Annotated in this window: 18 protein-coding genes and 1 pseudogene; 12 read left to right on the forward strand and 7 right to left on the reverse strand. The window is 65.9% G+C overall.

Annotated elements, in window-relative coordinates:
- Positions 1-17: 17 nt before the first annotated feature.
- From sdhA to VIF40_RS09315, 7 genes and pseudogenes are all read left to right on the forward strand, one after another.
- Positions 18-1,847, forward strand: coding sequence for a succinate dehydrogenase flavoprotein subunit (gene sdhA, locus VIF40_RS09285; protein ID WP_331937239.1), 1,830 nt, complete (start codon positions 18-20; stop codon positions 1,845-1,847).
- A 50-nt stretch (positions 1,848-1,897) separates the two neighbouring features.
- Complete coding sequence (locus tag VIF40_RS09290; RefSeq protein WP_331937240.1) at positions 1,898-2,683, forward strand: succinate dehydrogenase iron-sulfur subunit; 786 nt, start codon at positions 1,898-1,900, stop codon at positions 2,681-2,683.
- A 136-nt stretch (positions 2,684-2,819) separates the two neighbouring features.
- Positions 2,820-3,179, forward strand: a complete 360-nt coding sequence (locus VIF40_RS09295; protein WP_331937241.1) for a hypothetical protein — start codon at positions 2,820-2,822, stop codon at positions 3,177-3,179.
- A 175-nt stretch (positions 3,180-3,354) separates the two neighbouring features.
- A complete protein-coding gene (locus tag VIF40_RS09300; RefSeq protein WP_331937242.1) occupies positions 3,355-4,389 on the forward strand; it encodes an aspartate-semialdehyde dehydrogenase in 1,035 nt (344 codons plus the stop codon).
- A 175-nt stretch (positions 4,390-4,564) separates the two neighbouring features.
- Positions 4,565-4,783 (forward strand): AbrB/MazE/SpoVT family DNA-binding domain-containing protein, encoded by a 219-nt coding sequence (locus VIF40_RS09305; RefSeq protein ID WP_331937243.1) that lies wholly within the window; start codon positions 4,565-4,567, stop codon positions 4,781-4,783.
- Positions 4,783-5,163: a type II toxin-antitoxin system VapC family toxin gene (locus VIF40_RS09310; RefSeq protein WP_331937244.1), complete on the forward strand. Its 381-nt coding sequence runs from the start codon at positions 4,783-4,785 to the stop codon at positions 5,161-5,163. The genes VIF40_RS09305 and VIF40_RS09310 overlap by 1 nt, the downstream gene beginning before the upstream one ends.
- Positions 5,164-5,232: 69 nt before the next feature.
- Positions 5,233-5,361, forward strand: a pseudogene (locus VIF40_RS09315) (aspartate-semialdehyde dehydrogenase); the annotation flags it as partial.
- Here VIF40_RS09315 and VIF40_RS09320 read toward each other — a convergent pair.
- Positions 5,336-7,102, reverse strand: coding sequence for a SulP family inorganic anion transporter (locus tag VIF40_RS09320; RefSeq protein WP_331937245.1), 1,767 nt, complete (start codon positions 7,100-7,102; stop codon positions 5,336-5,338). The pseudogene VIF40_RS09315 and the gene VIF40_RS09320 overlap by 26 nt on opposite strands.
- A gap of 139 nt (positions 7,103-7,241) precedes the next feature.
- Between VIF40_RS09320 and VIF40_RS09325 the strand changes: the two genes are divergently transcribed.
- The gene (locus tag VIF40_RS09325; protein ID WP_331937246.1) at positions 7,242-7,535 is read left to right on the forward strand and encodes a hypothetical protein; all 294 of its coding nucleotides are present in this window, start codon (positions 7,242-7,244) and stop codon (positions 7,533-7,535) included.
- 10 nt (positions 7,536-7,545) lie between these two features.
- Positions 7,546-8,229, forward strand: a complete 684-nt coding sequence (locus VIF40_RS09330) for a nucleotidyl transferase AbiEii/AbiGii toxin family protein (RefSeq protein ID WP_331937247.1) — start codon at positions 7,546-7,548, stop codon at positions 8,227-8,229.
- A gap of 48 nt (positions 8,230-8,277) precedes the next feature.
- Here VIF40_RS09330 and VIF40_RS09335 read toward each other — a convergent pair whose 3' ends face one another.
- The 4 genes from VIF40_RS09335 to VIF40_RS09350 form a co-directional block, all read right to left on the reverse strand.
- Positions 8,278-10,563, reverse strand: a complete 2,286-nt coding sequence (locus VIF40_RS09335) for a TonB-dependent receptor family protein (RefSeq protein ID WP_331937248.1) — start codon at positions 10,561-10,563, stop codon at positions 8,278-8,280.
- 74 nt (positions 10,564-10,637) lie between these two features.
- Positions 10,638-11,033 carry a hypothetical protein gene (locus VIF40_RS09340; RefSeq protein WP_331937249.1) on the reverse strand — a complete coding sequence of 132 codons (396 nt, stop codon included), beginning with the start codon at positions 11,031-11,033 and terminating at the stop codon, positions 10,638-10,640.
- Between the two features lie 160 nt (positions 11,034-11,193).
- A complete protein-coding gene (locus VIF40_RS09345; RefSeq protein ID WP_331937250.1) occupies positions 11,194-12,093 on the reverse strand; it encodes an alpha/beta hydrolase in 900 nt (299 codons plus the stop codon).
- Positions 12,093-12,566 (reverse strand): copper uptake system-associated protein, encoded by a 474-nt coding sequence (locus VIF40_RS09350; protein WP_331937251.1) that lies wholly within the window; start codon positions 12,564-12,566, stop codon positions 12,093-12,095. Before VIF40_RS09350 ends, VIF40_RS09345 begins: the two co-directional genes overlap by 1 nt.
- A gap of 216 nt (positions 12,567-12,782) precedes the next feature.
- On the opposite strand from VIF40_RS09350, the gene VIF40_RS09355 reads away from it, so the two are divergent.
- The 3 genes from VIF40_RS09355 to phbB all read left to right on the forward strand — a co-directional run bounded on the left by VIF40_RS09355 (position 12,783) and on the right by phbB (position 15,440).
- Positions 12,783-13,331 (forward strand): TetR/AcrR family transcriptional regulator, encoded by a 549-nt coding sequence (locus VIF40_RS09355; RefSeq protein ID WP_331937252.1) that lies wholly within the window; start codon positions 12,783-12,785, stop codon positions 13,329-13,331.
- Positions 13,332-13,446: 115 nt separating this feature from the next.
- Positions 13,447-14,622 carry an acetyl-CoA C-acetyltransferase gene (locus tag VIF40_RS09360; RefSeq protein ID WP_331937292.1) on the forward strand — a complete coding sequence of 392 codons (1,176 nt, stop codon included), beginning with the start codon at positions 13,447-13,449 and terminating at the stop codon, positions 14,620-14,622.
- Between the two features lie 92 nt (positions 14,623-14,714).
- On the forward strand, positions 14,715-15,440 hold the full coding sequence (gene phbB / locus VIF40_RS09365; protein ID WP_331937253.1) for an acetoacetyl-CoA reductase: 726 nt from the start codon (positions 14,715-14,717) through the stop codon (positions 15,438-15,440).
- A gap of 124 nt (positions 15,441-15,564) precedes the next feature.
- Here phbB and VIF40_RS09370 read toward each other — a convergent pair whose 3' ends face one another.
- Complete coding sequence (locus tag VIF40_RS09370; RefSeq protein WP_331937254.1) at positions 15,565-17,688, reverse strand: PAS domain S-box protein; 2,124 nt, start codon at positions 17,686-17,688, stop codon at positions 15,565-15,567.
- 192 nt (positions 17,689-17,880) lie between these two features.
- Positions 17,881-19,947 carry an elongation factor G gene (locus tag VIF40_RS09375; RefSeq protein WP_331937255.1) on the reverse strand — a complete coding sequence of 689 codons (2,067 nt, stop codon included), beginning with the start codon at positions 19,945-19,947 and terminating at the stop codon, positions 17,881-17,883.
- Between the last annotated feature and the right edge of the window lie 19 nt (positions 19,948-19,966).

Consider the following 19,966-nt stretch of genomic DNA (forward strand, 5'->3'; position numbering starts at 1 on the left):
TTCGACGAGGATTTGGAATGGCTGCGAACGGCAAGACGACGATGAACATCGGTGGCAGGGCCTATCCGATCGTCGATCATACATTCGACGTCGTCGTCGTCGGCGCGGGCGGCGCGGGATTGCGCGCCGTCGTCGGCTGCGCCAAGGCGGGACTTTCCGCCGCCTGCGTCACGAAAGTGTTTCCGACGCGCTCGCATACTGTCGCGGCGCAGGGCGGCGTCGCCGCGGCGCTCGCCAATATGGGGCCGGACGATTGGAAATGGCACATGTACGACACCGTCAAGGGCTCCGATTGGCTCGGAGACCAGGACGCGATCGAATATCTGTGCCGCAACGCGCCTGAGGCAGTCTATGAGCTCGAGCATTGGGGCGTGCCCTTCTCGCGCACCGAGGATGGACGCATCTATCAGCGCCCCTTCGGCGGCATGACGACCGACTATGGCAAGGGGCCGCCGGCGCAGCGCACTTGCGCCGCCGCCGACCGCACCGGCCACGCGATGCTGCATACGCTCTACGGGCAGGCGCTGCGTCACGACACGCAATTCTTCGTCGAATATTTCGCGATCGATCTCATCGTCGATGCGGAGGGCGCCGTGCGCGGCGTCGTCTGCTTGAAGCTCGACGACGGCACGATCCATCGTTTCCGCGCCGCGCTCACCGTGCTGGCGACGGGCGGCTATGGCCGCACCTATCTCTCCGCGACATCGGCGCACACATGCACGGGCGACGGCGGCGGCATGGCGCTGCGCGCCGGCCTGCCGCTCCAGGATATGGAGTTCGTGCAATTCCATCCGACCGGCATTTATGGCGCGGGCTGCCTCATCACCGAGGGCGCGCGCGGCGAGGGCGGCTATCTGACCAATAGCGAGGGCGAGCGCTTCATGGAGCGCTATGCGCCTTCGGTGAAGGATCTCGCGCCGCGCGACATGGTCTCGCGCGCCATGACGGTGGAAATTCGCGAGGGCCGCGGCGTCGGCAAGGTGAAAGACCACATTCATCTGCATCTCGAGCATCTCGATCCCGCGATCCTGCACGAGCGTCTGCCGGGCATTTCCGAGAGCGCGAAGATTTTCGCCGGCGTCGATGTGACGCGCGAGCCTATTCCGGTGCTGCCGACGGTCCATTACAACATGGGCGGCATACCGACGAATTTTCACGGCGAGGCTCTGCGCCGCATCGGCGACAATCCCGACGTCGTCGTGCCGGGCCTCATGGCGATCGGCGAGGCGGCTTGCGTCTCGGTGCATGGCGCCAATCGGCTCGGCTCCAATTCGCTGGTCGATCTCGTCGTCTTCGGCCGCGCCGCGGGACTGCGCGCCGCCGAGGTGGTGAAGCCGGGGCAGGCGCAGCCGGAGCTGCCCGCCAATTCCGCCGAGCTCGCTCTGTCGCGCTTGGACGCGCGGCGCTTCGCCTCGGGCGCGATCGCGACGGCCGATCTGCGGCTGGAGATGCAGCGCGTGATGCAATCGCATTGCGCCGTCTATCGCGCCGGCGAGGTTTTGGCGGAAGGGTCGCAGGCGATCCATGCGGTGTGGGAGAAGAGCGCGGACGTCAAGGTCTCGGATCGCTCGCTGATCTGGAACTCCGATCTCGTCGAGACGCTGGAATACGACAATCTGATCGTGCAGGCGGTGGTGACGATGGATTCGGCGAAGAATCGCACAGAATCCCGCGGCGCCCATGCGCGCGAGGATTTTCCCAACCGCGACGACGGCGGATGGATGAAGCATACACTGTCGACGATCGACGAGGCCGCCAAGAGCGTGGCGATCGACTACCGCCCCGTGCACAGCTACACTCTGTCCGATGAGGTGGCTTATATAGAGCCGAAGGCGCGGGTGTATTGAGGGACGCGGTCGGCGGCTTCGACGCGGCATAGAATGCGAGTGGACAGATCATGGTCGAATTCGTCCTTCCCAAATCCTCCCGGCCCGTCGAGGGCAAGGTGTGGCCTCGCCCCGAGGGCGCGAGCCGCGTAAGGGAATTCCGCATCTATCGCTTCGATCCCGACGAGGCGTCGAACCCGCGCATAGACACTTATTTCGTCGATCTCGACGATTGCGGGCCGATGGTTCTGGACGCGATCATCTGGATCAAGAACCAGGTCGATCCGACGCTGACCTTCCGTCGCTCCTGCCGCGAGGGCATTTGCGGCTCCTGCGCGATGAACATCGACGGGCTCAACACGCTCGCCTGCACCAAGGGCATGGACGAGATCGAGGGCGCGATAAAGCTCTATCCTCTGCCGCATATGCCGGTGGTGAAGGATCTGGTGCCGGACCTCGCGGATTTCTACGCCCAGCACGCCGCGATCGAGCCCTGGCTGCAAACGGTGACGCCGGAGCCGGAGAAAGAATGGTTGCAGGCCCCCGACGACCGCCGCAAGTTGGATGGGCTCTATGAGTGCATTCTCTGCGCCTGCTGCTCCACCTCCTGTCCGAGCTATTGGTGGAACCGGGATCGGTTCTTGGGCCCGGCGGCGCTGCTGCAGGCCTATCGCTGGGTGGTGGACAGCCGCGACGAGGCGACAGCCGAGCGCGTCGCCTATATCGACGATACATTCCGGCTCTATCGCTGCCATACGATTCTGAACTGCTCCAACGCCTGTCCGAAGAGCCTTTTGCCGGGCACGGCCATCGCGGAGCTCAAAAATCTGGCGATCGCGCAGACGACCGGAGAATGAGCGAAGCCGAGCCGGTGCCGCAATGGCGCCCGACTCGGCGCGCAATCTCGCCTCGATCATGCCGCCGAGACGCCGGAACTTGTCTTTTTGCCGGCGCGGGGGCATTTTGGAGCACGATGCTCGAGGAGTAGCCGCCATGCGATTGCGCCCACTTCTTATGGTCGCCGCCGTTTTCGCCTTTTCATCCGCGCTTCCGCTCTCCGCGGGAGCGGAGGATACGTTCGACCCGAGCCGGCTGGACCTGTCCGCCGCCGGAACCGCCAAGGCGAAACCGAAGAAAAATAAACAGCAGCAGGCTGCGGCCGGTCAGGCCGCAGCGCCCGGCAAGCCGCCGGCCAAGGTCGAGAACCGCCAATTCGGCGAGCTCGAGGGCTGGTCGCCCGGCAAGTCTCCGCCCAAAAAGGAGAAAAAGGACGACGAAACGCCGCGTTTCGGCGGCCGCGCGCCGGTGAGCATGGGCAATAACGGCAATATGGCGGTCGGAATGCCCTTCTGAGAGGCCGAGCCTCGGCGCACAGCCGGACTCGCTCGCGATCCAGATGCGAAGCCGTCTGCGGGCCGCCTTCGGCCCGTAGGACGGCTTCGCCTGCTCGTTTCTCCCGGCTCGTTTCTCCCTGCTCGACAAAAGACGCGCCCGTCGGCATAAACGGGCGGAAAAGGAGTTCATATCCATGGGTTTCAAAGTCGCCGTCGCGGGCGCCACTGGCAATGTGGGCCGCGAAATGCTCGACATTCTGGCGGAGCGCCGCTTTCCGGTCTCGGAAGTCGTCGCCCTCGCCTCGTCGCGCTCCATCGGCACGGAAGTGTCGTTCGGCGACAAGATTCTCAAATGCCGCCATCTGGACACCTACGACTTCTCCGACACCGATATCTGCCTGATGTCGGCGGGCGGCGACGTCGCGCGCGAATGGGCGCCGCGCATCGGCGCGAAGGGCTGCGTCGTCATCGACAATAGCTCCGCCTGGCGCATGGACCCGGATGTTCCGCTCGTCGTGCCGGAGGTCAACGCCGCCGCCGCAGCGGGCTTCGCCAAGAAGAACATCATCGCCAATCCGAACTGCTCGACCGCGCAGCTGGTCGTGGCGCTGAAGCCGCTTCACGATGCGGCGAAGATCAAGCGCGTCGTCGTCTCGACCTATCAATCTGTGTCGGGCGCCGGCAAGGAGGGCATGGACGAGCTGTTCTCGCAGACGCGCTCCGTCTTCGTTTCCGATCCGATGGAATCGAAGAAATTCCCCAAGCGCATCGCCTTCAACCTCATTCCGCAGATCGACTCCTTCATGGAGGACGGCTTCACCAAGGAAGAGTGGAAGATGGTGGTGGAGACGAAGAAGATCCTCGACCCGAAGATCAAGCTCGTCGCGACCTGCGTGCGCGTGCCGGTGTTCATCGGCCATAGCGAGGCGATCAACATCGAGTTCGAGAATCCACTGTCGCCGGACGAGGCGCGCGACATTCTGCGCGAGGCGCCGGGCGTTCTCGTCATCGACAAGCACGAGCCCGGCGGCTACATCACGCCGCACGAGGCGGCGGGCGAGGACGCCACCTATGTCTCGCGCATCCGCGACGATCCGACCGTCGAGAACGGGCTGGTTCTGTGGTGCGTCTCCGACAATTTGCGCAAGGGCGCGGCGCTGAACGCGGTGCAGATCGCCGAGGTGCTGGTCAATCGCAAGCTGATCACGCCGAAGCAGAAGGCGGCGTGAGGCCGTCGACGCTCGGGCGTCGCCAGAGCAGGTTTTCCAGCATCCGCGCGACCGAGTCGCGCGGACGCCATTCTCGGTAACTCCCGCAATTCTCGTAATCCGATTCCTATTCTCAGGCTCTCTGGACAGGCTCGATTCACCCTCTTACGATAGTTGCATCGATAGGAGAATCGTAATGCCTCGCAAGGACACGGCGACGCTTTCGTCGAAATTCCAGATTTCCATCCCCAAGGCGGTGCGGAATGCACGGCGCTGGAAAGCCGGGCAGGAATTCGCCTTCGTTCCGAAGGGCGAAGGCGTGCTGCTCGTCCCGGTGCCGAAGCCCGAGGATTTGGTCGGCTTGGCGCGAGGCGCGAAGCCGGAGGACTATCGCGACCGAACCGATCGCTTCTGATGCGGCTTGTCGATACTTCGGCTTGGATCGAGTGGCTTATCGATTCGCCCGTGGGAAAGACAATCGGCGCCGAGCTTCCCGGGCGGGAGCAATGGCTGGTCCCCACCATCATCCAACTCGAATTAGCAAAATGGCTGACGCGAAACGTCGGCGAAGACGAGGCTGATCAGGCGATCGCCTTTACGCAGACATGCCGGATCGCCGATCTCGACACCGCGATCGCGCTGGCCGCCGCCGATCTCTGTATTCAGCGCAGATTGGCGACGGCGGACGCCATCGTCTACGCGACGGCACGCGCTCACGGCGCTGATCTTCTGACCTGCGACCGCCATTTCGACGGATTGCCCGGTGTTCGTTTCTTTCCGAAATCAAGCGGCTGAGCGCCGAATCCTCAGTCGACGAGCGATGCGTCGAAACTCCGCAATTCGTATCATGTCGCCGTAATCCCGACCTACATCTCGCGCATCCGCGACGATCCGAGCGTCGAGAACTCCGACAATCTGCGCAAGGGCGCGGCGCAGATCGCCGAGGCGCTGGTCAATCGCAAGCTGATCACGCCGAAGCAGAAGGCGGCTTGAACGCGCGGCTCTTGCGCGGGACGAGCGGGGCGGGGGCGTCGATCTGCAACGCGGCGGCGCCCGGCGCCAGCGCCCGCGTCGCCTCGTCGACGCTGCGAAAGAGCCGCCCTTCGCCGAGCGTCCTCATCACGCCATAGCGCGCGAGCGCCTGATGCGCGCGCACGGATTCGAGCCGCGCGATCGCGAAATCCGCGCCCGCCGCGCGGCAATCCAGGATCGCATCGTTCAAAATGCGCGCCGCCGTGTAATCGATCTCGACGATATTGCTCGCCTCCAGCACGACGAGCGCGGGCTTCTCCGCCTCGGCCTCGATCGCCTCGCGCAGATCGCGCTGGAAACCATAGGCGTTGAGGAAAGAGAGCGGCGCCTGAAAGGCCGCGACCAGCACGCCCTCCAGCCTTTCGCCGCAGGGCTCGGCCGCATCGGTGGAGCAGGGCCACCAGACCGAGCTTCCCGGCACGCGCGCGAAAGTGATGAGGCGCGAGCGCGTCGTCGTCCACACGCCATGCAGCAGCGACGCCAATATCGACAGCGACACGCCGGTCTGCACCGGCAGCGCGACGACGGCGGCCATGGTCAGCGCGACCAATGCGAATTCGCCGCGCGTCTTCGAATAAATGTCGCGCATCACATGCAGGCGGAAAATGCGTGCGGCGATAAACAGCAGCACACCGGCGAGCGCGGCGTTGGGCACATGCTCGAGCAGCGCGGCGCCGAACAGCAGCAACGCCACAATGACCAGCGCCGCGAAAATGGAGGAGAGCTGCGAGCGTCCGCCGGTCGAGGTGACGATCGCCGTGCGCGGCGGCGATGCGTCGACGGAGAAAGCGCCGACGAGGCCGGCGAGCAGGCAGCCGGCGCCGACGCCGAGATAGTCGCGATCGACATCGGGCGCGCGTCCTTCCTCATTGGGAAAGGAGCGCGAGGTCGCCGCCGTCTGCACCATGATGACCACCGCGATGATGATCGCGAGTCCGACGATATGGGGAATGTCGGCGGCGGCGATCTCCGGAAAGCGCGGATGCGGAAACTCCGTCGAGACGGCGCCGAGCACGGCGACGCCGCGCGCCTCGAGATCGAAATAGCGCACGGCGAAAGCGGAGCCGGCGAGCGCGACCAGCGCGGCTGGCAGCTTCGGGCTGATCTTCTCGCCGATGACGATGGTCGCGAGCGAGGCGACGCCGATGGCGACGGTGACGGGGTCGACGTCGCGCCAATGTTTCGCCATTTGGTCGACGCGGTAGAATTCGCCGCCCTCGACGCTCGGCAGGCCGAGCAGAGCGGGAAGCTGCGAGATCAGAATGTGGATGGAAATGCCGGCGAGAAAGCCGGTCGTCACCGGAACCGAGAGGAGATCGGCGATCCAGCCGGCGCGCAGCACATAGCCGAGAATCAGAATGCCGCCGACGAGCAGAGCGAGGAAGGAGGCGAGCGCCATGAATTGCGGCGAGCCGCGCGTCGCCAGCAAAGCGAGAGCGCCGGCGAAGATCGGCGCGATCGTCGAATCCGCGCCGCTGGAGAGGAAGCGATTGGAGCCGAAGGCGGCGAAGGCGAGCGAGCCGGCGAGAAAGGCGAAGAAGCCGATCTGCGGCGGAAAGCCGGCGAGCCGCGCCGTGGCCATCTGCTCCGGTATGGCGATGGCCGCCAGCGTCAGCCCGGCGGCGAGATCATAGCGCCAGACGGCCCGAGGCAGGGACGAGAAGATCGGCCAGGAGCGTTGCTGCGGCGTGGGGTGCGGCATGGGGGCGTGATCCGAGGCGATGCTGTCCCTAATCTAGGGCGTGACGCTCGATCTGTCATTGCGTGGCCGTGTCAGGAATGCTGACACGGCCACTTCCCGATGCTAGCTTTTTCAGCGGATGCCGAGAGGGTTTTCGAAAATGGGCGGACCTGCTCGAAATGCGGCGGCGCTTCGTCTGGCGGCGAAATATGTCTGGGGAACTCCGCCGGAGATCGTCGTCTCCAGCGGCTTGCGCGGGCTCGTCGTCAATGTGATGGAGCTCGGCGCTTGGGAGGACGCCCATGAATTGCTCGAGCTGGTCGGGCCGGACTTGTTCGTCGACGTGCTCGAATCGCCGCCGCCGGGCGTAATCTCGAATCGATCGCTGGCGTTTTGGCATCGCCGACTTGGCCGCGAGGGTGCGCCGCCCAAGTCTCGAAAGAGATTCGCGTGAGGGGGCGCTCATGCTGACGCCTCTGCTCGACGCATTGCCGGCGGCTCAGCGCGGCCTCTGGTCTTTGCTCGCGCGGATTCCTCGCCATTATGCGCTCTATGGCGGCACTGCGATCGCGCTTCGTCTCGGGCATCGCACGTCGGTCGATTTCCATTTTTTCTCGGATGTTCCACTGGACGACGCCGCCAAGAGCGCGCTCCTCGACGTTTTGCATGGTCTCGGTCGCGTTTCCGTGCTGCAAAACGACAAGAATACATTGACCGTGAGCGTTTCGCGGGACGACCAGCCAGTGAAACTGTCTTTCTTCGGCGGGATGTCGAACGGCCGTGTGGGCGAGCCCGAAAAGACCGCCGACGATGTTCTATGCGTCGCTTCCTTCGACGATCTGCTCGCCCATAAGCTGAAAGTGATTCACGATCGAGCGGAGGGGAGGGACTATCAGGATATCGCTGCGATGCTGGAGAGGGGACAGAACCTCGCGCGCGGCCTCGCTGCGGTCAAATCCTTGTTCGGCTCGGCGGTCCCCGTGATGATCACCGTGAAAGCTTTGTCCTATTTCGATGACGTGAACGAGCCCTGGCGCGTGACCGACGATATGAAGGCGACGATTTCCTCGGTGATCGAACGGCTTCCCCTACAATGGGACGAGGCGCCGATCTTGTCGCATGCGCTCGGTTGCGGATGCGCCGATTAGAGCGTCGTGACGAAGCGATCCCGACGGATCGCTTCGTCACGATGACGTTCAGAACGCCCATTTCATGCCGGCATAGACCGCGCGGCCATAGCCCGGATAGAAGGCCGCCGGATTCGACGCGCGCGCGTCGATGACCGTCGTCACATCGCTGATGTATCGCCGATCGGCGAGATTGCGCGCGTCGACATAGACGGTCAGTCCGTAAGGCAGCTTCATGCCCGCTTGCATGCCGATCAGCACATAGCCCGGCGTCTGCAGCGTATGCATATAGTCGACATAAGAGCCCTCCGGGACCCAGTCGATCGACGGCGCGAGATAGAAGCCATCCGGCCGGCTATAGGCGAGCGTCGTGCGCAGCACATGGCGCGGAATTCCGGCCAGCGGATTGTTTCCGTAATTGGCGTCATTCACGAAACGGAAGTCGCTCCAGGTCCAAACCTGCGTGAGCTTCAGGAGGTCATCCGCGCCCGGCGCGGTGATGTCGCGCCAGAGATCGACGCTGCCGGCGAATTCGACGCCTTGATGCATGGTGCGCTTGGCGTTGAAGGTCGTCGCCGGAACGCCCGCGCCGGGATTGGTGTTGAACTTCAACAGCTCGTCTTGCAGCTCGGAGTGATAATAGGTCACGTCCCAGGAGAAGCGGTCCCATTTGCCGCGCGAGCCGATCTCGCCGGTCCAGGCCTTTTGCGAGGCGAGCGGCGTGAAGGAAGCGCCGGGCGTCGGCGGGAAGAAGCCCTGCGTCAGATCGACGAAGTCGGGAACGTCGCGGCTGCCGGTCATATCGGCGAAGAATAGAATATCCGGCGTCGGCTGGAACATCAGGCCGACCTTCGGATCGATCCCGCGATAATTCTTCTCCGTATGGCTGGTCAGCGGCTCATAGGGAATTCCGCCCATTGCGGAATAGCGTCGATCGTCGCTGAATATTTTCGCGCCGAGCATGAGAGCGAGCTGCGGCGCGAGATAGAAGCGATCCTCGAAATAGGCCTCGAGATTGAGCGCCGCCATGCGGTTGTTGCGGATCTGGGCGCTGATCCCCGGATTGATGAAGGTTCCGCAAAAGCCGAAGCAGGAGCCGGCGGCGCCGAATTGCGCGAGGCCGTTGAAGGAATAGGGCGGGAAGGAATAGGCCGCATTGGCGAAATTGGCCGGTATCGCGCCATAGGGATTGAATTTCGCGCCATTGTAATTGGAATACCAATTGTCGGTGGAGCCGCGGCCCCAGACGCGCCCGCCGACCGTGAGCTCGTTTCTATGGCCGGCGATCTCGAATTTCGAGGTGAGCTTGGGCGCGAAGCCCCAGCTCTCACCCTCCTGCTCGATGACGACGAAAATCGGATGATAGAGGTAATTGTGGACGAACCAGCTGTCGACGTCGATGCGGCCGATGTCCGTCTCGATCGTCGTCTTGTTGGAGATGCGCTGGTTGCGGACATTGCGCTGCTGATCGGCGCCGAAGCCGTCCGCGCCGAAGCCGGCGATATAGGGCAGCGTCGCGAGCGTCGGATTCGTGCGCGCATTGTTCAGCGTCAGCGTGCCGGGCAATTGCTGATTGGTGTCGTAGACGCCGAAGTAGAATCGCGTCTCGATATTATTGGAGAAGCGATAGCCGATATTGCCGTTGATCTGCACATAGTCGGATTGCGAATGGGTGCGGAACCCGTCCGAATGCGAGAAGGTTCCGTTGACGAGGAAGTCGAAGTCGCCGATGATTCGCGAGACTTGCGCCTGGCCGCGGATGGAGCCGAAGCTGCCGCCGTCGATCGCTACGATATTCGGCGCGAGCGCCGTGCGCGCGGTGGGCGAGACGAAATTGATCGCGCCGCCCAATGTCGAGGAGCCGAAGGCGAGCGCATTGCCGCCCTTATAGACCTCGATCGAACGGAAATATTTGGGGTCGATCTGATAGAAATCGCCGCCGCCGTCGGCGTAGTTCATCGGTATGCCGTCCTGCAGCAGCTCGAAGCCGCGCAGATGATAATCGCGCGTGAGGTTCGAGCCGCGCATGGAGACGCGCAGCTCCTGCCCATAGCGCGTGTCGACGAAGACGCCGGGAACATCCTTCAACGCGTCGCGCAGATCGGCGATATGGCGCGTCTGCATTTGCGGCGAGGCGGCGTCGACGAAGGCGACCGAGCCGACGGTCTGCTCGATGCGGCGCTTCTGCTCGGCGACGGCGGGAACGGTGAGCGAGCCGCTCTGCCGCGCGGCGGTCGGGGAGGGCGCGTCGGCGCCGATGTCGATGGGCGGCAGCGCCGATTGCGCGAAGGCGGCCGGGGCGGCGAGAAAGAGCGCGCCGGCGGCGACGCCGCGCGAGAGAAGCGTGCGATACATGGGATATCTCCTGGGACGGCGTCGCGCCGTTCGAAGCGGAAAAAGGGCGCGGCTCGGCCGCGCGGTCGGTTCGGTCAGGAGAGGCGGGGCGGCGCGCGCGATGACCAGGATGTCGTCCAGCCGATCGGCGCTCGGCGCGGATGGTCGGCGGCCGGCCAGATCGGCGTCGCGTGAGCGTCCGCGCCGATCTCGGCGACGATGAAGGAGCCGATGACGGCGACGCTGTCGCGGGCGCTGCATTCGCAGAGCAGGCAGCAATGGGAATGCGCGCCTTCGCCGGCGGGCGCGGGACGATGATCCTGCGCCTCGCAATTGGGCGCGGCGACGGCGACCTCCGCGCTGGCGCTCGTCGCGAGAGCGAGAGGCGCGGCGGCGAGCAGCAATTGCAGCAGCAGCGGCAGGACAGCGAGCAGCGCGACCAAGGCCCGCAGGGCGCGCGGCGGCGTTGTGTCGCGACGTGCTCGGCTCATCTGCTTCGCCTGGATCATCCGCCTCTCGCGCCGCGCGAACCGCGATGCGGTTCGGCTTTCATGTATTGGTAACCGACCAATATTTTTGTGACAAGCCGCAGAGGCGGCCGGTTCCCTCTTGGTCGGTCGATTCCCGAAGGTTGTGGCCTTCGGGACACAGTCACGCGCGTCCGAGCCGCAATCCGGCCGCGAAGGATTCGATTGCGACGGCGACGACATCCGGCTGATCGACCGCCACGAAATGACGGGAGCCGCGCAACAGCGTCACCGCGCTTTTCGGCGCATCGGCGAGCAGCCCGGCGTAAAAGGCCGAGATATTTTCGTCGGCGCGGCCTGCGAGATAGGAGTCGGTCGCCGCGAGAGCGAGCAGCGGAGCCGTGAGCCGCGCCAGCTCCGGCCGCAGATCGGCGGAGAGCATCTCGACCACATAAGCGGCTGTCGCGCCGGGATCGCTGCGCGCCGCGCGCTCGGCGAAATGGTCCGCCCGCCGGGGATCGTTCATGCGTGCGGCGAGAAAGGCGCGCAGCGTCGCGCGAAAGCGCGCCGGATCGCCGGCCCCGACGGCGAATTGCTCGGCGAGACGCTTCGCGGCGGCGGCGCGCGCCTCGGCGTCGGCTCCGGCGAGGGCGGGGAAGACGGGATAGCCGTCCAGCGTGACGACGCCGCCGATCTGCTCCGGCCGCAGCAGCGCCGCTCGCAGCGCCACGAAGGCGCCGAGGCTGTGGCCGACGAGGATGGGGCGCTCCAGCCGGCGCTCTGCGACATAGGCGGCGATGTCGGCGGCGACGCGCGCGATCATCGGCGCCGCGATCGGCGGACGGCCGTCGAAGCCCGGCAGCGTCATGGCGTGAATCGAGAAGCGCGGGGCGAGGCGGCGGGCGATGTCGTCGAGCGCCCAGGCGCCGCAGGCGAGGCCGGGGATCAGCAGCAGCGGATCGCCGGCGCCGCTCTCCTCGATGGAGAGAACGCCGAACGCCCGCCCGGCTCCGGCGACTGCCGGTTGGGCCGTGGCGGCGAGGAGGCTGGCGCCGGCGATCAGCGCGCGTCGGGTCAGCGGCATCAGGGAATCGGGTGGTGGTGCGGATCGAGCGGCGTATGGCCGCCGGCGCTGTCCACGGCGACGACGCCGTCGAAGCGCGACATGCGCTCGAGCAGGGCGGGGGAGAGCCGGCGCTCGGCCGTCGCCAGCGAGGCGGCCAGAGCCTCGGCCCGCGGCCGCGCGAGGCCGAGCTTTTCCAGCGCGGCGCTCTGCTTCAGCGCGTCGCCGGCGCAGAGCGAAATCTCCCATTTGCCATCCTTGCGGCGCAGCAGCGCGCGCCCGCCGAGCTCGCCCTGCGCCCAATCGGCGATGGCGATGTCGCCGTCGAGGATGATCGGATCGACGGCCAGCGGCGCATCCGGACGGTCGAAGCTCTGCATGAGCAGATGTTTCACCGCCGTTTCGTCCTCGACGCTCCCCGCGGCGCCGACGCCCGGGCCCGACAGGAGGACGAATAGCGCCGCGCCGAGCCGGCTTCGCCGAAGAAGTCTCATTTTGTCCCCCATCGCCTTTTTCGCGAGGAATTGGTAATCTACCAATTCACGAATGACAAGAGCGATGCGGTCAGGCCGAAAAGATGGAGCGCGCAGGCCTCGGCATTGCCCAAACGAGCGGGTTATTGGTAGGGAGCCGAGTTCTTTGCGCGGAAGAAATGTGCGCCCGGAAGAAATGCGCGCCCGGAAGAAATGTCGCGCCCTGAAAGAAAAGCAGTGACGGCCGAAATCAGCGTCAGACAGCGGATCTTGAACGCCGCGCTCGACATCGTCGAAACGGACGGCGTCGAGGCGCTCACCCAGCCGCGCGTCGCCAAGGCCGCGGGCGTGCGGCAGTCGCACCTCACCTATTATTTCCCGCGCAAGGCGGATCTCTTCGTCGCGCTTCTGCAAGCGTCTCACGAGCGCGCCTCCCACGACCGCGCCGAGCGCGACCCGGCCGGAGCAGAGTCGGAGGATGTCCTCGATGCGCTGCGCAATCTGATGCTGGGCCGGGGGCGGATGCGCTTTTTTCTCGCCATTGTTTTGGGCGCGAGCCAGGAGGAGGAGCTGCGCCCCATCCTCGCCGCCCATGCGCAGGGGTTGACGCGCCGCGTCGCCGCCTATTTCGGGCGTGAGGCGGATGATCCGGCGGCGGCGGGCTTCGTCGACCGGCTGCGCGGCCTCGGTCTGCGGGCGCTGCTCGAGCCCGGATTGGCAGAGATGGAGAGGGACGAGTTGGAGCGGCTCGCCGCCGAATTCGGCCTCGTCCGCCGCAAGAATTGACGCGCTGCGGCAACGATGCCCGCGTGTGGCGCTTGACGAGCCTTGCTGCAAAATGCTCAACGTGCGCGAGCGGCGTCCGCCGGCGCCGATGAGCACGACCAATCAGGAGAACGATATGACGACGGAGATCGTGATCGTTTCCGCGGCGCGCACCGCTGTGGGATCGTTCAATGGGGCTTTCGGCTCGACGCCTGCCCATGAGCTGGGCGCGGTCGCCGTGAAAGCCGCCATCGAGCGCGCCAAATTGGAGGCCGCCGACGTCGACGAGGTCATACTGGGCCAGGTGCTCGGCGCCGCGCAGGGGCAAAATCCCGCGCGCCAGGCCGCCATCAAGGCCGGCGTGCCGCAGGACAAGACCGCCTTCGGCGTCAATCAAGTGTGCGGCTCCGGCCTGCGCGCCGTGGCGCTCGCCGCCCAGCAGATCCAGGCCGGCGACGCGACGATCATCGTCGCGGGCGGTCAGGAATCCATGTCGCTGTCGCAGCATTCGGCTCACATGCGCGCCGGCACCAAGATGGGTGACGTGAAATTCGTCGACACGATGATCGTCGACGGCCTCACCGACGCTTTCAATAATTATCACATGGGCATCACGGCGGAGAACGTCGCGGCCAAGTGGCAGATCAGCCGCGCCGAGCAGGACGCTTTCGCCGTCGCCTCGCAGAACAAGGCCGAGGCGGCGCAGAAGGCCGGCAAGTTCAAGGACGAGATCGTCCCCTTCAACGTCTCCACCCGCAAGGGCGATGTGATCGTCGACCAGGACGAATACATCAAGCATGGCGTGACGCTCGAGGGCGTCGCCAAGCTGAAGCCCGCCTTCATCAAGGAGGGTACGGTGACGGCGGCCAACGCCTCCGGCCTCAATGACGGCGCGGCGGCGCTCGTCATCATGACGGCGGCCGAGGCGGCCAGGCGCGGCCTCACGCCGCTCGCCCGCATCGCCTCCTGGGCGACCGCCGGCGTCGATCCGTCGATCATGGGCTCCGGCCCCATCCCGGCGTCGCGCAAGGCGCTGGAGAAGGCCGGCTGGAAAATCTCCGACCTCGATCTCATCGAGGCCAATGAGGCTTTCGCGGCGCAGGCGCTGGCCGTGAACAAGGACCTCGGCTGGGATCCCTCGATCGTGAACGTCAATGGCGGCGCGATCGCCATCGGCCATCCGATCGGCGCCTCGGGCGCCCGCGTGCTGACGACGCTGCTCTACGAGCTCGGCCGTCGCGGCGGCAAGCGCGGCCTCGCCACGCTCTGCATCGGCGGCGGCATGGGCATCGCCCTGACGATCGAGCGCTAAATATGGACCGCGGGCCTTCAGGCCCGCATTCGGGGCTGCGAGCCTGAAGGCTCGCAGTCCAATTCTTCGAAAATTCGATGGAGGAGGAAGAGGTGGGCAGAACAGCGGTTGTGACGGGCGGCACGCGCGGCATCGGCGAGGCGATCTCCAAGGCGTTGAAGGCGGCCGGCTATAATGTCGCCGCGACCTACGCCGGCAATGACGAGGCGGCGAGCAAGTTCAAGGCCGAGACCGGCATTCCGGTCTATAAGTTCGACGTGTCGGACTATGACGCCAGCGCCGCCGCCCTCGCGCAGATCGAGGCGGATCTCGGCCCGGTCGAGATTCTCGTCAACAACGCCGGCATCACCAAGGATCGCCTGTTCCACAAGATGGAGCTGGCGCAATGGCGCGCGGTGATCGACACCAACCTCAACTCGCTGTTCAACGTCACCCGTCCGGTCATCAACGGCATGCGTGATCGCGGCTTCGGCCGCATCATCGTCATCTCGTCGATCAATGGCCAGAAGGGCCAAGCCGGCCAGACCAATTACTCGGCGTCCAAGGCCGGCGACATCGGCTTCGTCAAGGCGCTGGCGCAGGAGAGCGCCGCCAAGGGCGTCACCGTCAACGCCATCGCGCCCGGCTATATCGCCACCGAGATGGTGAAGGCCGTGCCGCAGGACGTGCTCGACAAGCACATCATTCCCTATATCGCGGTCGGTCGCCTCGGCGAGCCGGAGGAGATCGCGCGGGCCGTGGTGTTCCTCGCCTCCGACGACGCCGGCTTCATGACCGGCTCGACGCTGACGATCAACGGCGGCCAGTATCTGACCTGACCTCTCGCTCGGGCGGGTTTCGAGCGATCGAAACCCGCTCATAGACATATTTGATCGGGGCGTCGTCCGCATTCGCGCGACGCCCCGTTTCATCGGTCGCGCGACGCAGCCGGCGAGGGCCTTCTCACGCTCCGTCGGAGGGCTCCTCGAGCCGGTCGTCCGCGAGCGGCAGGGTGAAGCTCAGCCTCGCGCCGCCGCCGGGATTCTGCTCCGCCCAAAGCGTCCCATAATGGGCCTCCACGATCGCGCGAGAGACCGGCAGGCCGACGCCGAGTCCATGCGTCTTGGTCGTGATGAAGGGCTCGAACAGCACATTCACCACATCCTCCGACAGGCCTGCGCCGCTGTCGACGATATCGGTGCGGATCATGCCGCCCTCGATGAGGCGGGTCGAGATGAGCAGCTCGCGCTTCTCGGCGCCGTGCATCGCCTCTATGGCGTTGCGCTTCAGATTGACCAGCACCTGACGAATCTGAATGCGGTCGACGATGACGCAATCATCCGCCGCCTCGAGATCGAGCGTGGTGACGACCTTGACATTGCTGCGCGCCATATCGGTGAAGGCGCAGGCGTCGCGGATGATGTCGTGCAGCCGCTGCATCGTCTTGTCGGGCTCGGCGCGGGTGACGAAGCCGCGCAAATGGCTGATGATCTGCGCCGCGCGCGTCACCTGCGCGACGGCGCTGTCCAGGATCGCCTCTAGGTCCGTCGGCTCCGCCGCGCCGCGCCGCAGCACGCGTCGCGCGGCGCTGAGATAGGTGGCGATGGCCGAGAGCGGCTGATTGATCTCATGCGCGACGCTCGCCGCCATCTGCGCCATCAGATCGAGACGGTCGGCGCGCAGCTTGCTCATCTGCGCCTCGGCCCGGCGACGATCGGTGAGGTCGCGCAGGAACAGAACGAACAGCCGATCGCCATCCTCCGCGGTTTCGCTGATCGAGAGCTCCAGCGGAAACGCCGAGCCGTCCTTGCGGCGGCCGAGGCGCTCGGGGTCGGCGTCGGCGGGCGCGGTCTCGTCGGCGTGGAGCGGCGCGAGACGCGCGTCGCGCAGCGGCTCGGAGAACAGAATGTCGACCGACAGCCCGATCGCCTCCCCCGCCGCACGGCCGAAGAGCCGTGTCGCCGCGGAATTCAGGGCCTGAATGACGCCCTTCTCGTCGATGATGACGATCGCGTCGACGGCGCCTTCGACGATCGCGCGCAGGCGCGCCTCGCCGGTCCGGCGCTCCTGCTCGGCGCGCGACTTCTCGCTGAGATCGGTGATCATGACGGCGTAGCCGTAGAGATTGTCGGCGTCGTCGCGGAGCGCGGCGATCCGTTCCTCGGCGGGGAAGACCGAGCCGTCCCGGCGCCGCAGGGCGTCCTGGCGCTTGACGATTCCGTGCTCCGAGACGGAATCCGGCAGCGCGTCGTCTTGCGCATCGGGATGGAGGATCGACAGACGGCGGCCGAGAATCTCGTCATGGAGCCAGCCGGTGATGCGCGCCGCCGCCGCGCTCCAGGCGACGATGCGTCCTTGCGGGTCCAGCGTCAAAATCGCCGAGTCCGGCGCCCCTTGGGCGAGCAGATGGAAATGCTCCTCGCTCTGGCGCAGCGCCTTGCGCGCGCGCTCATAGTCGAGGCTCTTGATCGTCTCCCAGCGGCCGCCGCGACGGATCAGCGCGAACTCGTGGCGGGCGATGACCTCGACGATCTCCGCGGCGCCGATCATCCGCAGTGAATAAGAGCAGAGCGTCAGCATCCGGTGGGAGTCGTGCAGGGCTCCGAGGCCCTTCTCATAGGCCATGATGAGCGGCCAGTCGCCGGCGTCGTGCTCGAAGGCGTTGCCGTTGGCGCGCAAACCGTCGAAACCGTCGCGCAGGGCTGCGTCATAGAAGGCCCGCCAATCGCCCAACAGCTGCTCGCCATTCATCTCTCCGGTACGAAGATACCACTCCTCACAAGAGACGATATCGATGCGGCGGCCGGCGAGATCGGCCTCGAGATCGGGAACGAGCAGCGACAGGCGCGCTTTTGCGGCGGCCACCGTCAATGGCGGGGAGGCGATCCACAGGCAGCGCTCATTGGCGCCGAGCCCGGCCGCGAAATAGGGCGCGACAATGTCGAGAAGATCGTCGACAGTCTCATAAAACTGGCAGAAATGCGTGCCCCACGGCAAATCTCCCGCGCCCTCTATGCCGGAAGGACGCGACAGCCGCTCGCTCCGCGACCGAAGAGTCACGAATTCCGTCGCGGTCTCTGCCTGCATTTATTTATTCCAGTATAGACCGCCGCCGTCTCCGGTCCGCAGGGCGCGAGCCCACTCGCCTTCGATCCGCCAATCGGATGGGACCAAATGCGAGCATTGCCAAAATGGGACAATGCTTCGCCGTCACCTGTGCCGGATCAAGAAACGCGCCACGGACGTCGCGTCCCGAAACGGAGCGAATATGTCCCGCTCTCAGTGGCCGGCGGCGCTGCGCGCGGCGACCACCTCATGCGCCTGCCGGCCGACCATCTCGGTGAGATGATCGAAGGACGCCTGGTAAAATCCGGCGCCCGAGGTGGCCGAGCGCAGCTCGACGATGAGATCGCCGATCTCGGCCTCGGGAATGAGCGCGTCGAGCTCGTCCCAGCCATCCCAGTCCGGGCGCGGTCCGAAGCCCAATATCTGCCCGCGTCGGGCGGAAACGATGCCCGTGGCGCGCGAAACCGCCTCGCTGGGCGCGAAAATCGCCACGCTGAGCATGGGCTCGAGCAGCACCGGCTCCGCCTTGCCCAGCGCCTCGGCCATTCCGATCCGCGCCGCCGTGCGGAACGCCATGTCCGAGGAATCGACGCTGTGATAGGAGCCGTCGACGAGGACGGCCTCCACATCGACGACGGGGAAGCCGAGCGGACCGCGCGTCAGCGCGTCCCGGCAGCCGACTTCGACCGAGGAGAAGTATTGTTTTGGCACAGTTCCGCCGTGGACCCGCTCGGCGAAAGCGAAACCTTCGCCGCGCTGCCGCGGCGCCACCTCCAGCACCACATCGCCGAACTGGCCATGGCCGCCCGACTGCTTCTTGTGGCGTCCGCGCACGGCGACCGGATGGCGGATCGTCTCCTTATAGCCGACGGCGGGCGCATGGGTGGAGACGGTCACCCCATAGCGCGACGCGAGGCGCTCCAGCGCGACGCGAATATGCATCTCGCCCTGGCCGAGCAGCTTCATCTCGCCGAGCGCCTGGTCATGGGCGAAGACGAGCGAGGGGTCCTCGTCGATGAGCTTGGCCAGAGCGGCGGCGAGACGCATCTCGTCCTTGCGGTCGCCGACCGAGAGCGCCAGCGCATAGACCGGCCCCGGCGCGGCGATCGGCGCCGGGGCCGCGGGGGCGCCAGCGCGGGCGTCCTGGATCGCATCGCCGGCGGCGACGTCGTCGAGGCGGCCGAAAGCGACCGTGTCGCCGGCTTCCGCTTTCGCCTGCCGCGTCGTCGTGGCGCCGAGCAATGACGACACGCCGCTGATTTTCTCCTCGGCGCCGGAGGAGCCCATGACGGACTGTCCATCGGAGAAGGAGCCGCGCAGCACGCGCGCGAGCGAGAGCTTGCCGCCATGCAGCGTATGAACCGAGCGAAACACATGCGCCAGGGCGGGCCCGGTCTCGGCGACGCCGAGCCGCGCCCGTGTCGCAGCGACGCTCGGCGCCTCATGGCGCAACGCCTTGAGCAGCCGCGTCACGCCGGCGCCGCGTTCCGCCGCGCCGATGAAGACCGGTGCGACATGGCCGAAGCGCAGCTCCTTGGCGAGATCGTCGAAAATCTGGTCGCGCGGCGGCTCGATATCGGTGAGCAGCTCCTCCATCAGCGCATCGTCATAATCGGCGAGCCGCTCCAGCATGGAGTAGCGCGCCTCTTTTTCCGAGGGCGCTTCGCCGGCTGGCATGTCGACGACCTCGGAGGGCGCATGCTCGCGATAGACATAGGCGCGCTCCAGAGCGAGATCGATGAAGCCGACCGCAATGCCATTGTTCCACAGCGGGATCTGCCGCAGCAACAAGGGCGTGCGCGAGGCCGACTGGAGAAGCGCGAGAGAATCGCGCAGATTTCCCGCTGCGGCGTCGATCTTGTTCAGGAACAGAAAATGCGGAACGCGCGCCTCCTCCACCGCGCGCAGGACGAGCTGCAGCGCCGGCAGCTTGCGCGGATCGGAATCGGCGACGACGATCGCGGCGTCGGCGACAGAGAGAACGCGGCGCTGCTCATGCGCGAATTCGACCGAGCCGGGACAATCGACGAATGTGTAGCGGTCGCCGAGATAGTCGGCGCGGCCGACGTTGCATTCGACGCTCATCGCATGGGCGCGCGCTTCCGGCGAAGCGTCGCCGACGCTGGTGCCGTCGCGCACGAAGCCTTGCCGCTGCACGGCGCCGCAGCGGGCGAGCAGACATTCGAACAAGCTCGTCTTGCCGCTCTGAAAGGGGCCGACAAGCGCGATCAGTCGCGCGCCTTCGGCTCGCGCCGCGCCGGACGTTCTCGTTTCACTCATGTCCCGCTCCCGTTCCCGG

Origin of the sequence: Methylosinus sp., from assembly GCF_036560965.1 — a bacterium.
GTDB lineage: Bacteria > Pseudomonadota > Alphaproteobacteria > Rhizobiales > Beijerinckiaceae > Methylosinus.